This is a genomic window from Natronomonas sp., assembly GCF_046710025.1.
Taxonomy (GTDB): domain Archaea; phylum Halobacteriota; class Halobacteria; order Halobacteriales; family Haloarculaceae; genus Natronomonas.
Genome location: NZ_JBKEGK010000051.1, coordinates 1 through 13,652, shown reverse-complemented (window position 1 = coordinate 13,652; position 13,652 = coordinate 1). Strand labels below are relative to the sequence as shown.

General features: G+C 62.4%; 11 protein-coding genes and 1 tRNA gene. 7 read left to right on the top strand and 5 right to left on the bottom strand.

All coding sequences use genetic code 11. The features are described 5' to 3' along the window. Both ACI944_RS05490 and hisI read right to left on the bottom strand, forming a co-directional pair. Positions 1 to 855: hypothetical protein (locus tag ACI944_RS05490; RefSeq protein WP_411718055.1), on the bottom strand; the 855-nt coding region annotated here is incomplete at its 3' end. 3 nt (positions 856 to 858) lie between these two features. Further along, entirely contained in the window at positions 859 to 1,248 is a 390-nt protein-coding gene (hisI, locus tag ACI944_RS05485) for a phosphoribosyl-AMP cyclohydrolase (protein ID WP_411718054.1), read from the bottom strand. Between the two features lie 545 nt (positions 1,249 to 1,793). Here hisI and ACI944_RS05480 point away from each other — a divergent pair. Continuing rightward, positions 1,794 to 2,219, top strand: coding sequence for a ribbon-helix-helix protein, CopG family (locus ACI944_RS05480; RefSeq protein ID WP_411718053.1), 426 nt, complete (start codon positions 1,794 to 1,796; stop codon positions 2,217 to 2,219). Between the two features lie 120 nt (positions 2,220 to 2,339). Here ACI944_RS05480 and ACI944_RS05475 read toward each other — a convergent pair whose 3' ends face one another. Further along, positions 2,340 to 2,795 carry a DUF5814 domain-containing protein gene (locus ACI944_RS05475; protein ID WP_411718052.1) on the bottom strand — a complete coding sequence of 152 codons (456 nt, stop codon included), beginning with the start codon at positions 2,793 to 2,795 and terminating at the stop codon, positions 2,340 to 2,342. A gap of 118 nt (positions 2,796 to 2,913) precedes the next feature. On the opposite strand from ACI944_RS05475, the gene ACI944_RS05470 reads away from it, so the two are divergent. From ACI944_RS05470 to carB, 5 genes are all read left to right on the top strand, one after another. Continuing rightward, positions 2,914 to 2,984 (top strand) — tRNA-His (locus ACI944_RS05470). 80 nt (positions 2,985 to 3,064) lie between these two features. Beyond that, a complete protein-coding gene (locus ACI944_RS05465) occupies positions 3,065 to 3,382 on the top strand; it encodes an HNH endonuclease (RefSeq protein ID WP_411718051.1) in 318 nt (105 codons plus the stop codon). A gap of 22 nt (positions 3,383 to 3,404) precedes the next feature. Further along, the gene (locus ACI944_RS05460; RefSeq protein ID WP_411718050.1) at positions 3,405 to 4,118 is read left to right on the top strand and encodes a competence/damage-inducible protein A; all 714 of its coding nucleotides are present in this window, start codon (positions 3,405 to 3,407) and stop codon (positions 4,116 to 4,118) included. Between the two features lie 62 nt (positions 4,119 to 4,180). Then, on the top strand, positions 4,181 to 4,573 hold the full coding sequence (locus tag ACI944_RS05455) for a cupin domain-containing protein (protein WP_411718049.1): 393 nt from the start codon (positions 4,181 to 4,183) through the stop codon (positions 4,571 to 4,573). A 237-nt stretch (positions 4,574 to 4,810) separates the two neighbouring features. Continuing rightward, positions 4,811 to 8,044 (top strand): carbamoyl-phosphate synthase large subunit, encoded by a 3,234-nt coding sequence (gene carB, locus ACI944_RS05450; RefSeq protein WP_411718048.1) that lies wholly within the window; start codon positions 4,811 to 4,813, stop codon positions 8,042 to 8,044. A gap of 50 nt (positions 8,045 to 8,094) precedes the next feature. Here carB and ACI944_RS05445 read toward each other — a convergent pair whose 3' ends face one another. Continuing rightward, positions 8,095 to 9,117: a hypothetical protein gene (locus ACI944_RS05445; RefSeq protein ID WP_411718047.1), complete on the bottom strand. Its 1,023-nt coding sequence runs from the start codon at positions 9,115 to 9,117 to the stop codon at positions 8,095 to 8,097. A gap of 853 nt (positions 9,118 to 9,970) precedes the next feature. On the opposite strand from ACI944_RS05445, the gene ACI944_RS05440 reads away from it, so the two are divergent. Continuing rightward, the gene (locus ACI944_RS05440) at positions 9,971 to 11,116 is read left to right on the top strand and encodes a CBS domain-containing protein (RefSeq protein ID WP_411718046.1); all 1,146 of its coding nucleotides are present in this window, start codon (positions 9,971 to 9,973) and stop codon (positions 11,114 to 11,116) included. 206 nt (positions 11,117 to 11,322) lie between these two features. Here ACI944_RS05440 and ACI944_RS05435 read toward each other — a convergent pair. After that, on the bottom strand, positions 11,323 to 13,652 hold a 2,330-nt coding region (locus ACI944_RS05435; protein ID WP_411718045.1), incomplete at its 5' end, for a PAS domain S-box protein.

Below are 13,652 nucleotides of genomic sequence, written 5' to 3'. Positions count from 1 at the left end.
CGACAGCGGATCTGCAGAGAGCCGCTCGAGGTACGTCCGGTTCGTCGCGACCCGGCGTTTCAGCAGGGCCGCATCGTCGACATAGTGTGAGAGCTTAGAGGTCGAGTAGTCGGCGTACTCAAGCAAATCCACAACGGCATACTCACCCGCCTCTCGCTCGCGGACGTATTCGAGGAGGTCCTCGGGCGGCGACTCGTAATCGACGAAGGGGGTGCGTGCGGCCCGATCGACGAACCCGAGAAACGACGCCGCGGGAGCTTCACGGCGGAACGCGTTGAAGACGTCCGCGATCGCGTCGTCGTACGCCCGTATCGGTTCTTCAAGCCGCTCGGTCGGCGCGTCGAGGTCCGCCTCGCCGAGTTCGAGGAGGCGATCGAGCGTTTCGATCCGCTCGTGGAGTTCCATCTCCCGCCGTTCGGCGCGCTGCTCGGCCTCGCGGCGGCCCGCAAGTGCCGACTCGAGGTCCGCACGGAGTTCCGCGTACTCCCGCGCCGGGGCCAGCGCCTCGCGGGCGGCGTCAAAGTCGCTCGCTCGGAGGGACTTTGAAACGCCGGCCGTCGTCACGTGCTCGTCGGCCTCGACGAACGCCTCGCGCTCGGGGACATCGTCGGGAATCGATTCGAGGGTCCCCGCTAGGTCGTCCCTGAACTTGACGTACCCCTCGAAGTCGTCCCAGTCGGTGGCGCGCTCCTGCCAGCGGTCGAGGACTGTTTCGACGTCCCGATAGGCGTCGGCGACCGTCTCCAGTGTCGAGCGATCCAGCCCCGTTTCGGCGAGTCGGGACCTGAGCGACTCGACGCGCTCCTTTGCGGCGACGAGGTCGTCTGCGGCCGTCGAGTCGGTCTCGTCGGCCATCGGTCACTCGTACACCGTCTCCGGGTCGAAGACCTGCTCGCCGACGACCTCGCCGTCGATCGTCCGGTGAAAACAGCTCTCGTAGCCCGTGTGACAGGCCCCGCCCTCTTGCTCGACAATATAGAGGAGCGCGTCGCCGTCGCAGTCGACGCGGATCTCCTCAACGGGCTGGACGTGACCGCTGGAGCCGCCCTTGTGCCACAGCGTCTCGCGGCTCCGGGAGTAGTAGTGGGCTTCCCCGGTCTCGCGGGTGCGTTCAACGGCCTCGGGCGTGACGTAGGCCAACATCAACACCTCGCCGGAGTCGGCGTCTTGAGCGATCGCCGGCAACAGTTCGTTCTCCGCGAAGGCGAGATCGACGCTCATACTCGACCCGTTGTCGGTTTCCCGCATAGGCCTTTTCGTTGTCCCGGCCAGGGGTGTTGCTCGTTTATATAGGACGTTCGATGGTTTATATAACCTGCCCGCTGAGTTATATACCAACGCGTCGGACTCGTCCTGGCCCACGGCCGATCTGAACTCCCAATCCGATCCGGACGAACGAATTTCGGTTTTTATCTCGTCCTTTGCCGTGTATTAATAATTTCAGTCGTCTATAACCTTCGCCGGAGTTTATATACCGCGCGGCGGTGCGAGCCGCCCCGCCCAAGGGCCAGCATCGAGTCCACGTTCAGGGGACGACCGGCAGGCCCCGAGGCGAACGGAGTGGGTCGACGGGGCCGCCGGGAGTCGGTCGAGAAGGCGTGTGGCTCGCGGGGGCGGCGGCTGTGGCGACTGCGGTGGCGATCGCGAAATCATCACGGGGCCAACCGCGTCGTGATCTGTACGCATTTATATACGACAGATTCCGGACGAGACACAGAGGGCGGCCGAATGACGAACGTCAGACAGGTGTCTGACGAACGCTTATATTTCTGGACGCACGAATCACGACAACAATGGGCAACAAGAACAAGACGATCTCCTTTCGGGTGAACCAGGAGGCGTTCGAAACCCTCCGGGAGATCGCCGAGGAGCGCGACATCTCCCTGTCGGCCGTGTTCCGCGACTACGTGGACACCCTCGTTGCTCACGACGGCCAGGTCCGGGTCGTCCCGGAGCACGAACTCAAAAGTGGCAGCGCCTCCGAAACCGCCTCCGCGGCGGAGAGCTTCCCGCCGAAAGTCGAGGTGCCAAAGAGCTTCGTTCGCGAACACGAACGCCTCGAACTGGAGGCCGAACATCTCCGCGAACAGCTCGACGAGTACAAACAGTACGTCACGAAACTCAGCCAGCAGGTCGAAGAGCAGGAAGCCGACGAGGTCATCCAACTTGAGGATCTCGACGGCAACGAGAACGAGGAAGAGCCGTTCCGACTCGGCTGACCCGCCCGGCTGTTTTGTGCCCATTGCAGTCGTCATAAGAGGTCGTGAGAGACTGAACCCGGAGCCACCGCTTTCCTATGATGGGGTCACCAAGCCGGTTGTTAGCGGCTTTTCAGGACATTACTGCGAGAGGTGTCGCTTTCGTTGCCCGATCCGGTTTTCGGCCTCCGGACGACCGTCGACGTCCGCGAGCCGTTCGGCCGCCTCCAACGTCCGGACGGCGCTGTCCAGAAATGATAGCACGTCGCCCGGGTAGGCGTACAACATGTAGTCGTCGCCCATCACGTCGACGATAGCGTCGGGGCCGAGCCCCTGTGCGCGAAGCTCCAGAAGATACGAGACGAACTTCCGCTCGGGGCAACCACAGTGGGGGTGGCCCTGGCAGTCACAGTCGAGGAAGTCCTCCGCGAACTCGAGCACCCGATCTCGGGAGGCCTCGTCGAGCTTTGCGATGCCATCGCCGGTAAAGAGGATGTCAAGCGTCGCGCCGGAGAAGGCGCTCTTCGGAAAGCTCGTGTCGAGCTGTGAGGCGAGCTGGCGGTGGTTTTTGACGTATATCTTGTCCGTGATCGCCACAAATGCGCGTAGTCGGTCGGGGGTAAAAAACCCACGGACGGCGGGTGAGAGTCCGTCTCACAGCTCCCGAAAAGCCGTAATGTATATAACCGCGAGTTGGTTTATTATTAATTGCGTGTCCGGGTTGGGGTAGTGGTATCCTCCAGCCTTGTGGTGGCTGGGACGTGGGTTCAATTCCCGCACCCGGACCTGTAATATATTTTATATAATGGGTCGACGCGTCGAGTTTCGCCCGAACGGTTTCGAACGAACGCGGGGCAACCGGCAGTATGTACCAGTGCCCACCGCGTTTCGAACGAGTTCTCACGCGTCGGGCACTCGGCGTTCACCACAGCAGTGTGCACGGCAGACGGCTACCGAATCGGACGTGTGATCACTGCGGTGAGGAGTTCCGCTCGCGGTATAAAAAGGAGGATCACATCGTGCCGGTCCGGGCGTTCGTCGAGACACCCGTGACAGCCGAGCCCGACGCTCACTACCCCGACAACCTCGTCTGTCTGTGTCCGTCGTGTCACCGCAACGCCGAGTTCGGGAACGTTGTCCCGGCGTGCCTCCGGGCGGCCACCCCCTCGGCGGCGGCCTTTTGAATCCCGCGGCCGAATCACGGATATGAACGCGGCCCTGTTGACGGTCGGCGACGAACTCCTCGATGGCGATACGGCCAACACGAACGCGACGTGGCTCGCCGCGGAGCTCGCCGACCGCGGCGTAACTACGAAGCGCGTGCTAACCGTCCCCGACGAGACGGATGTGATCGCGGAGGCGACCCGACGCTACAGCGAGCGCTTCGACGCTGTCGTCGTGACCGGCGGCCTCGGGGGAACCCCCGACGACGTGACGATGGACGGCGTGGCGGCGGCGTTCGGGTGCGACCTCGTTGAGAACGATCTCGCCCGGGCGGACATCGAGCGCCACCTCGAGGCGATCACCGACGAATACCCCGATCTGAACGTCGATATTTCCGAAGAGGCGTCGATTCCGGCCGGGGCACGGCCGCTGATCAACCAGGTCGGGCTGTCGCCGGGGTGCGTTCTCGAGAACGTCTACGTGCTGCCGGGGATCCCCTCGGAAATGAAGGGAATGTTCGAGGAGGTCGCCGACGAGTTCGACGGTGACGTCGATTCACGATACCTCTACACCGAGGAGCCGGAGGCCAGCCTCATCGACCGCCTCAACGAGGTCCGCGAGTGTTTTGGGGTCCGGGTCGGCTGTTACCCCGACCGGGAGGCGGGACACAACCGCCTCAAGATCAGCGATAGCGACGGCGAATCGCTGGCGGCGGCGGAGGCGTGGCTCCGCGAGCGGGTCGTTCTCTCGGAGTGACCGGCGAATCATATATAAGCGGGATGGATACCTCCAAGTCGGCGCGGCCCATACCCAACGGTATGTCAGAGCCAGCCGATCCGGAAGCGAGCGCGGAGCCGATGATCAAGCGCGCGGCGTCGATCGAACAACACGCTGTCGACGCCGGTGAGGGGCTCTCGAAGAGCGTCCTCGTCGGCCCGGACGACGGAGCGCCGAACCTCGCGATCCGCCGTTTCGAATTGGAACCGGGGGGATCGGTTCCGAAACACACCAACGAGGTCGAACATGAACAGTACGTGCTTGAGGGCCAGTACATCGTCGGAATCGACGGCGAGGAACACACCGTCGTCGCCGGCGATTCACTGTTTATACCCGCCGGGACAGTCCACTGGTACCGAAACGACGGCGACGACCCTGGGGCGTTCATCTGTGCGGTCCCCAACGGCGACGACACGATTGAACTGCTTGAGTGACGGTGGAAGCGAGAGTCGTGAGGGGACGCGAGAAGCCGTGAGCCGTGGAGCGGACAATCGCGATCGACGGCGCTAGGCCGCTGGTCGCCACGGGACGGATAGGCCCGCTCGAGGCGTCGACACCAGCGTTTGTGTGGCGTTGCGCCATGTGGGCGAGGGATTCGAAATTCGTAATTCAGATTCGAATTCCGCACTCTTTCGCCGGGCTTATTACGATGTACGGGCTTCGATCGGGTAATGCCAGACGAGGACCGCACTATTTTGCTTATCGGCAGCGGGCCGATCCAGATCGGACAGGCGGCGGAGTTCGACTACTCGGGCGCACAGGCGTGCCGGGCGCTGAAGGAGGAGGGTGCGCGGGTCGTCCTCGTCAACTCGAACCCGGCAACGATAATGACGGACCCGGAGATGGCCGACAAGGTCTACGTCGAGCCGATCACGACTGAGGCCATCGCGGAGGTCGTCCGCAAGGAGGAACCCGACGGCGTCATCGCCGGCCTCGGCGGTCAGACCGGCCTGAACGTCACCGCCGAACTCGCAGAGGAGGGTGTTTTAGAGGAGTACGGCGTCGACATAATGGGGACGCCGCTGGACACCATCTACGCCACCGAAGACCGGGACCTCTTCCGTCAACGGATGCGGAAGGTCGGCGAACCGGTCTGTCGCTCCGAAACCATCTCGAAGATGGACGAGCTTGAGGACGCCGTCGAAGCGGTCGGCGGCCTGCCGGTCATCGCCCGCACCGCCTACACGCTTGGCGGCTCCGGGTCGGGCGTCGTCGACGACATGGACGAACTCCGCGAGATCGCGCGCAAGGGGTTCCAGCTCTCCCGAAACCACGAGGTTCAGATCACCGAGTCGATCGCCGGCTGGGTGGAGCTGGAGTACGAGGTGATGCGGGACGCCGACGACTCCTGTATCATCATCTGCAACATGGAGAACATCGACCCGATGGGGATCCACACCGGGGAGTCGACGGTCGTCACCCCCTCACAGGTCATCCCCGACGAGGCGCACCAGGAGATGCGCAACTCGGCACTGAAGGTCATCCGCGAGTTGGGCATCGAAGGCGGCTGTAACATCCAACACGCCTGGCGCGACGACGGCACGCCCTCCGGGGAGTACCGCGTCGTCGAGGTCAACCCCCGCGTCTCCCGGTCGTCGGCGCTGGCCTCAAAGGCGACGGGCTATCCGATCGCCCGCGTCACCGCGAAGGTCGCGCTGGGCAAGCGCCTCCACGAGATCGACAACGAGATCACGGGCGAGACGACCGCCGCGTTCGAGCCGGCGATCGACTACATCGTCACGAAGGTCCCCCGATGGCCAAAGGACAAGTTCTCCGACGTGGAGTTCGAGCTCGGGCCGGCGATGAAATCCACCGGTGAGGCGATGTCGATCGGCCGGACATTCGAGGAATCACTCCTGAAAGCGCTTCGCTCCTCTGAGTACGAACCCGCCGTCGATTGGCCCGACGTGGACGACGACGAACTCGAAACCGAGTATCTCGAACGCCCCACCCCCGACCGGCCCTACGCGATCTTCGAGGCGTTCGACCGCGGCTACACCCTTGAGAAAATCCAAGATCTTACCGGAATTTACGAGTGGTATCTCGAGCGGTTCGGCCGGATCGTCGACGCCGCTGAGGCCGCACGGAACGGCGACTACCAGGCCGCCGCCGATGTGGGCTTCACAAATCAAGAAATCGCCGCCATGACGGGCGACGAATTCACCGACACTCACGCCTCCTGGATACCCGCGGAGGCCGCAAGCCTAGATGCCGAGACCGAGAAACCGGTCGAAACGGACGGAGCGGGCGCGGCTGTCGGCGACGTTGAGGCCGACACCTCTCGGCGGACGTACAAGCAGGTCGACACGTGTGCCGGCGAGTTCCGCGCGTCGACGCCGTACTACTACTCGGCGCGCGAGCCACCGACGGGACGCGGGAACAGCGAAGTCCAGATCGATCGCGACATCGAAAGCGTCGTCGTGGTCGGCGGCGGCCCAATCCGGATCGGCCAGGGCGTCGAGTTCGACTACTGTGCGGTCCACGCCGTTCGCGCGCTCCGGGAGACCGGCGTCGAGGCCCACGTAATCAACAACAACCCCGAGACGGTCTCGACGGACTACGACACCTCCGACGGGCTCTTTTTCGAGCCGATCACCGCCGAGGAGGTCGCCGACGTCGTCGAGGAAACACAAGCCGACGGCGTGATGGTCCAGTTCGGCGGCCAGACGTCCGTCAACGTCGGCGAACCGCTGGAGACCGAACTCGAACGGCGCGGTCTCGACTGTGAGATCCTCGGGACGTCCGTGGAAGCGATGGATCTCGCCGAGGATCGCGACCGGTTCAACGTTCTCATGGACGAGTTGGGGATCAGCCAACCCGAGGGCGGCACCGCCACGAGCGAGGCGGAGGCACTCGAACTCGCCCACGAGATCGGTTATCCCGTCCTCGTACGACCCTCGTACGTCCTCGGCGGGCGCGCGATGGACGTCGTCTACTCCGACGAGGAACTCACCGGGTACATCGAGGAGGCGGTTCGGGTGGCCCCCGACAAACCGATCCTTGTCGACGACTTCCTCGCCGACGCGGTCGAACTCGACGTGGATGCGGTCGCCGACGGCGAGGATGTCCTCATCGGCGGCATCATGGAGCACGTCGAAGCCGCCGGCGTCCACTCGGGCGACTCGGCGTGCATGATCCCGCCGCGTTCGCTGTCGCAGGATGTCCTTGAGCGCGTCCGCAAGGTCACGCTAGATATCGCCCGTGCACTCGAGACGGAGGGGCTCTTGAACGTCCAGTTGGCCGTTCGCGACGGTGAGGTGTACGTTCTGGAGGCTAACCCCCGATCGTCGCGGACTGTCCCCTTCGTGTCGAAGGCGACGGGTGTTCCGATCGCGAAACTGGCCGCGAAGGTCATGGCCGGCCAGTCGCTTGACGAACTCCGAACCCACGAGCAGGTCCCCGAACACGTCTCGGTGAAGGAGGTCGTCCTCCCGTTCGACCGACTACCGGGGTCAGATCCCCGACTCGGCCCGGAGATGAAGTCCACCGGCGAGGTGATGGGGACGGCCCGCTCCTTCGGCAAAGCGTACCTGAAGGCACAGTCGGCCACCGACAAAGCGATCCCGACAGCGGGGACGGCGATCGTCGACCTCGAGACGCTGCGAGGGATGTCCCAAAAGAACGAGGATATCACCGATGTCCGGGAGCACGCCGAACGTCACTTCGACGTCCGAACGAAGGACGACTTCGAGGATGTCACGGCCGCGTTACGCGACAGCGAGGTCGACGTGATATTCTCGCGGGACCGTGATGTCCTCGAAATCGCCGTCGAGGAAGGGATTACCTACTTCTCGACGGTGCCGAGCGCGCGGGCGACGATGGAGGCCATCGAGACGCGAGAGGAACCGCTGGACGTGATGGCGCTTTCCGAGCGCCCCACCGAGCGGCGAAACTGGGGCGAGTAAGGCACCGACAAACTGTTTGCGCGCTTTACTCCGTCTTCTCGGTCGGCCGGTCACTGGTCCCGAATAAAGGAGCCAAGATCCTCAGGGGAGCCGGTTTTACCGGACCCGACGTAGTAGACGGCACAGGTGTTTCCACAGGCGAGGGCGGTGTCCCACGCCCATCCACAGGCCAGCGCGTGGGCCACCCCGGCGCTAAACCGATCGCCGCCGCCGGTGTGGCGTTCGGGATCGGCAACGTGGTGGGTTTCGACGCTCGTTCGCCCATCGCTCGTCGCAGCGGCGGCTTCGTCTCTGGCGTGCATGACAGCGGCCGAAATGCCCGTCGCGTTCCGGATCGCGGTGAGGTTGTCGCAGCCACTCTCGGCGGGGGCCGACAGGGGAGCGGCTGTCGTGCGGATCTCCTCGCGGTTCCCGCTGTAAACGACGTCGAACGTGCCCTGGAGGGCGGCGAGCGCGTCGTGTAGTGCGTCGATGTCGTCGCGAGCACTCCCGACGATGTCGCCGGGGTCGAACACGAACGGGATTCGGGGGAGGTCTGCCGCGCCCAGTCGATGGAAGGCGCTCTCCAGACCGGGCACCGAGACCCAGTTGCTACAACAGATCGCGTCGCCACCGAAGATGTCAGAGAGGCTGCCGACCCGCCGTAGCTCATCGAGTGTCCACTCCACGACCGCCGAGTTGTTGACAAACATGACGTCCCGGTCGCTAAAGCCGAACACGTACACGGTCGAGGGGTCGCCCATCGAGACGGCTTCGAACGGGAGCGAATCGAAGACGGGGTGCCCGAGGTGGCCGTAGCAGGTCACGTCTCCGCCGAGTTCGTGGAGTTGTTCGGCGGCGTTGACGGCCTGTCCCCCCGGCTCGACCGCCTCGACGCGGAACTCGATCGCCGCCCGGTTGCCGAGCAGTTCGCGGGCCAGCGCCTCTCGGGTTTCGAGTGCGTCGGAACCGTCGCCGGAAACCGTACCGTAGCGATCGATACTCCCGTCCGGGAGTGTAGTAACTGTCGGCGAATCGGATTCGGCGAGACGTCGCGCGAGCCGATCGTACGGTGTCTGCTGCTCGGTGTTCATACGGGGTCTCTTTGTTTCAGCGGTGTCACGGCTATCGATCGGGAGAGGCCGTCATACACTCGGTACACAGGCCAGTTTCGGTGTCGTAGTGTGTGTTACACACGAGCGCCCCACACCGTGAGCACTGGTGTTCAGCGGGCGCTGCCTCGCATATCTGACAGAGCGTTTCGACACTCATGATTCCATTCGTGTGGAGTGATGGACGCCCCGGTTCCGGCTCCAATTCGAGACGGGATCAATCCTGGATCTATGCCACTCGTTCAGGGACCGAATGCGGGCTGTAAGCCGGCGACTGGCCTGCCCCGACAGCGGTTGTGGGATGGACAGAGGCTGCTGTCGGTGCTCACAGGGTCGCCGAGAGGCGTGAGCAGGGCGAGTCCCGGCCCAAGTCCGGTCAGACGCTGGAAGGAGTATCAATGTCGACGAAGGACCCCTCGTCGTAATCGTCTGCGTGCACAGAGACGAGCCGACCGAACTCTCAGCGTTCCGACCGGGAGGCGTGGTCGTACGTCTCGAACCGGCGATCGTACCGATCGGTGGGTTTCTCAAACGGCTCAATGGTGGGGATCATCCGCGTGCCGGCGGGTGTTCCCTCCGGGCGGGTTGTGTTTCGATCCGTCGCTCCGAGCGCACATTGTTCGTTTACTCGGCTCCGCCGTTATTTATCTTTGTTGTCGATCCCGGAGCCGTTCTCAGGCGTCGAACGGAGACGCGCTATCGCTCGTGGGCAGTCTGTCCTCGCCCCGGCCTCAAGCAGTCTCTGATACGGGTTTGGATGGTTACTTCGGAGACTGCGATCCCAGCGACAGTGAGATAGTTTCAAGAGCCGTGACGGTAAAGTTCTTCAATAGAGATGAATATAGCAGATATCGCCACCGAAGAGTTCATTCAGGTGGGTAGCGACGAGCGGCTCGGAAAGATCCGATCCGTCTTCGAGCGGGAGAACCCGAAGGGCATCATTGTGACCGACGACGACGGGTACACGGGCGTGATCACGGAACGACAACTGCTCCAGTCGCATATCGAGGACGACGCGAAGGTGAATGTCCTCGTTCGGAGCAACGTCCCGCGAATCGGGCGCGACGAGGACGTTCGTGATGTCGCCCGGATGCTTGTCGAAGGCGGCACAAAGGTCGCACCCGTCTTCGAGGGCGATACGCTCTGGGGCATCGTCACCGAGGACGCGATCCTCCAGGCCGTTCTCGACAACCTCAGTGTACTCACCGTCGATCAGATCTACACCGACGACGTCGTCACCCTCCGTGAAGACGACCACCTCGGCAAGGCGATCAACTACCTGCGCGAGAACGACGTCTCCCGGCTCCCCGTCGTCAACGAGAACGGGCGGCTGGCCGGGATGGTGACGACCCACGACATCGCGGACTTCGCGGTCCGGACGATGGAGCGCCAACAGGCGGGCGACCGCTCCGGCGACACCGACCGGATGTTGGACCTGCCCGTCTACGACATGATGAACAGCCCCGTCGAGACGATCACCGCCGACGAGACGGTCAAGGCCGCCGTTGAGCAGATGTTCGAGACCGACTACGCCGGCTTGGTCGTCACGCCCGAGAGCGACGACACGCTGGTCGCCGGCATCCTCACGAAGACCGACGTGCTCCGCGCGCTGACGTTCACCGAGGAACGGAGTATGGACGTCCAGATCACGAACATCGACCTCCTCGACACCATCTCCCGGGGAGACATCCAGGAGGCCATCGGCGAGGTCGCCGGCAAGTACAATGACATGCAGGTCCACCACGCCCACGTCCGGCTCAGCGAGCACAAAGAACGGCTCCGTGGGACGCCGCTGATCCACGCCCAGATCCGACTCCGGACGAACCGCGGGCAGATCGCCGGCACCGGTGAGGGGTACGGCTCGGACACGGCTTTCCGGGTCGCACTCGACAAACTCGAGCGGAACGTGCTCGAATTGAAGGGGATCAGAGCCGACGAGGAGTACGAGGGGCAGCTGCTGCGGAAACTCGACGAACTGTAGCGGGCAAACGGCGTTTTTTGAGTCAGTTTCGGCCACGGCGGTGGGGTCTGACGATTTTTCACGACTGCGATCGGGGCCTTCAAACGGGGGATCGGGCGATCCACGGAGAGCGGTTCTCAACTCGTTCGTAGCAGGGCCGTGTGCCATGCCGGTTCGACCCCCGACCGAGGGCGTCAGCTCAACACGACAGGGTGCTGAGCGTATTATCAGCGCTCGGCGCGTTCGAGGCCAGTAATTTCGAATCGGGCGCCACCTGCCTCACTCTCGGTAGCCCGGATGGTCCACCCGTGAGCGTCAGCGACCTGGTCGACGATACTCAATCCGAGCCCAGTCCCCGCATCCGCCGTCGAATACCCGGCCTCAAAGATCGAATCCCGTTCCTCACCCGGAATTCCATCTCCACTGTCCTCGAAATAAAAACCGTCATCCAGTTCGCCGACCGTCACTGTGATGTCCGATCCTCCGTGTTCGATCGCGTTTCGCATCAAGTTCTCGAACACCTGTTTCAGCTGGGTTACATCCGCTCGAATCGAATTCTCAGGGTCAATCTCGACCGCGAGTGAGGCGGTCATCGTCTTGACAGTAGTCCAGCAATCTTCGACCAGTGCCGCGAGTTTGACCGGCTCGATATCGGTGAAAGACTCACCCTGACGAGCCAGCGCCAGCAGATCGTCGATCAGCGCCCCCATCCGATCAAGGGCAGCATCGACGTGCGCCAACTCTTCGCTCTCACACTCCTGTTTAGCGAGTTGGAGCCGTCCTGTAGCCACGCTCAGTGGATTTCGAAGATCGTGGGACACGACGCTTACGAACTCGTCGAGCCGATCGTTCTGGCGTTTCAATTGCTGGGTGCGTTCTTTCCGGCCGGTGATGTTTCTGGCGAGCACTACCGCCTCGTCGCGTCCATCGCCGGGCATAGGCGCAATCCGTCCTTCGAACCACGTCTGCTTACCCGCCAAATCAAGCGCATATTTGACGGTCTGAACGGTTTCAGTATCCAGTGACCGTTGAATACCTTCGATGAGAGTCTCCGCAACGTCGAGCTCTAGTATATCCGTCACGTTCGAACCGACAAGTTCCGACACGTCGTCGGCAAGAAGGCTCTCCTGTCCAGTAAGCACCTCTCGATAGTTCCCCTTGCGATCGTAGACGATCGTCACGTCCGGGATGGCATTCGTAATTGCCCGGATACGATTTCGTTCGGCAACCAGTTGCTGGGTGCGTTTTTTCTGGTCGGTGATGTCTCGCTGTGTACCGAGATACCGGACGAGGTCCCCATCAGCATCGTACACCGGCGCGACCGTCAACTCGTTCCAGAGCGGTGTCCCATCCTTGCGGTAATTCCGAATTTCGACGGTGATTGGCTCTTCGTTGTCAATCGCTTTCCGGAGTTGAGCGACGGTCTCAGGATCGGTTTTCTCGCCCTGCAGAAACCGACAGTTCCGCCCGATGGCTTCCGCTTCCGTATACCCGGTGAGGTCTTTAAATGCCTTGTTGACATACACCATGGGGTTGTCCTCTTGATGCGGATCGGTCAGAGTCAGTGGTGAGTGAGCGTTGTCGATCGCCGTCCGGAGGATTCCCAACTCGCGCTCGGTGTCCCGTTGCTCGGTAATATCGGTGCTGACGGCGACGAAATGCGTGATCTTTCCGGACTCATCGGTCACCGGCGCGATTGTCTGATCAATAATGAACGGTTCGCCATTTTTTCGTTGGTTGATCACTTCGCCCCGCCAAACCTCGCCTTTGAGGATGGTCTCCCACAAGTCTTCATAAAACGCCTGCTCGTGTTCCCCCGACTGGAGTATCTGTGAGGTCTGTCCGATCGCTTCCTCGGCTGTGTATCCGGTCATCCTCTCGAAAGCCGGGTTGACGTGTTCGATGACGCCGTCTTGATCGGTGAAATGAATCGCGTGACCCGAGGACTCAACGACACGCTGAAACTGTCGAAGCTGCTGTTCGCGTTCCTTGCGTTCGGTGGTCTCCGTAATGAAGCCGACGACCCGGGTGACGTCGCCGTCATCATTGCAGATCGGTTTTCCTTGGACGTACACCCAGCGTTGGTAGTCATCGTCCTCGTTGACTCGGTGTTCGATTTCAACGGTCCGTCCGTCTCGAAGCTGTTCGATGGCTTGTGCTACCCGTGGTCGATCTTCGGGGCGAGTCGCCTCCAAAAAACACAGTGGATCATTGCGGAGTTGGTCTATAGGGATGCCGTAGAGTTCTTCGAAAGCGGAGTTAATGAAGATCACGTCGTCCATATCCGCGGTGAAAATCCAGAGTATGTTGTGGGTCTCCTCAGCGAGTTCTACGAGCCAGCGCTCGATCTGGTTGGCGCGTTGTTCCGACCGGCGCTGAGAAACGGCGTTGTCGATCCGGTTGGCTAGAAGTTCGTACCGCTCTGTGCCCGACCCCTTCTGTAGATAGTCAGTCACCCCCTTCGAAATCGCCTTGCTTGCGACATCCTCGGATCCTTTTCCGGTGAAGAGAATAAACGGAAGTTCTGGATGCATCTCACGCACCTGTTCGAGAAGTT

Excerpts from the sequence above, each read along its gene's own strand:
- ACI944_RS05480 (WP_411718053.1), top strand. The coding sequence starts at position 1,794 with ATGGGCAACAAGAACAAGACGATCTCCTTTCGGGTGAACCAGGAGGCG.
- ACI944_RS05440 (WP_411718046.1), top strand. The coding sequence starts at position 9,971 with ATGAATATAGCAGATATCGCCACCGAAGAGTTCATTCAGGTGGGTAGC.
- ACI944_RS05465 (WP_411718051.1), top strand. The coding sequence starts at position 3,065 with ATGTACCAGTGCCCACCGCGTTTCGAACGAGTTCTCACGCGTCGGGCA.
- ACI944_RS05455 (WP_411718049.1), top strand. The coding sequence starts at position 4,181 with ATGTCAGAGCCAGCCGATCCGGAAGCGAGCGCGGAGCCGATGATCAAG.
- ACI944_RS05460 (WP_411718050.1), top strand. The coding sequence starts at position 3,405 with ATGAACGCGGCCCTGTTGACGGTCGGCGACGAACTCCTCGATGGCGAT.
- ACI944_RS05445 (WP_411718047.1), bottom strand. The coding sequence starts at position 9,117 with ATGAACACCGAGCAGCAGACACCGTACGATCGGCTCGCGCGACGTCTC.
- hisI (WP_411718054.1), bottom strand. The coding sequence starts at position 1,248 with ATGCGGGAAACCGACAACGGGTCGAGTATGAGCGTCGATCTCGCCTTC.
- carB (WP_411718048.1), top strand. The coding sequence starts at position 4,811 with ATGCCAGACGAGGACCGCACTATTTTGCTTATCGGCAGCGGGCCGATC.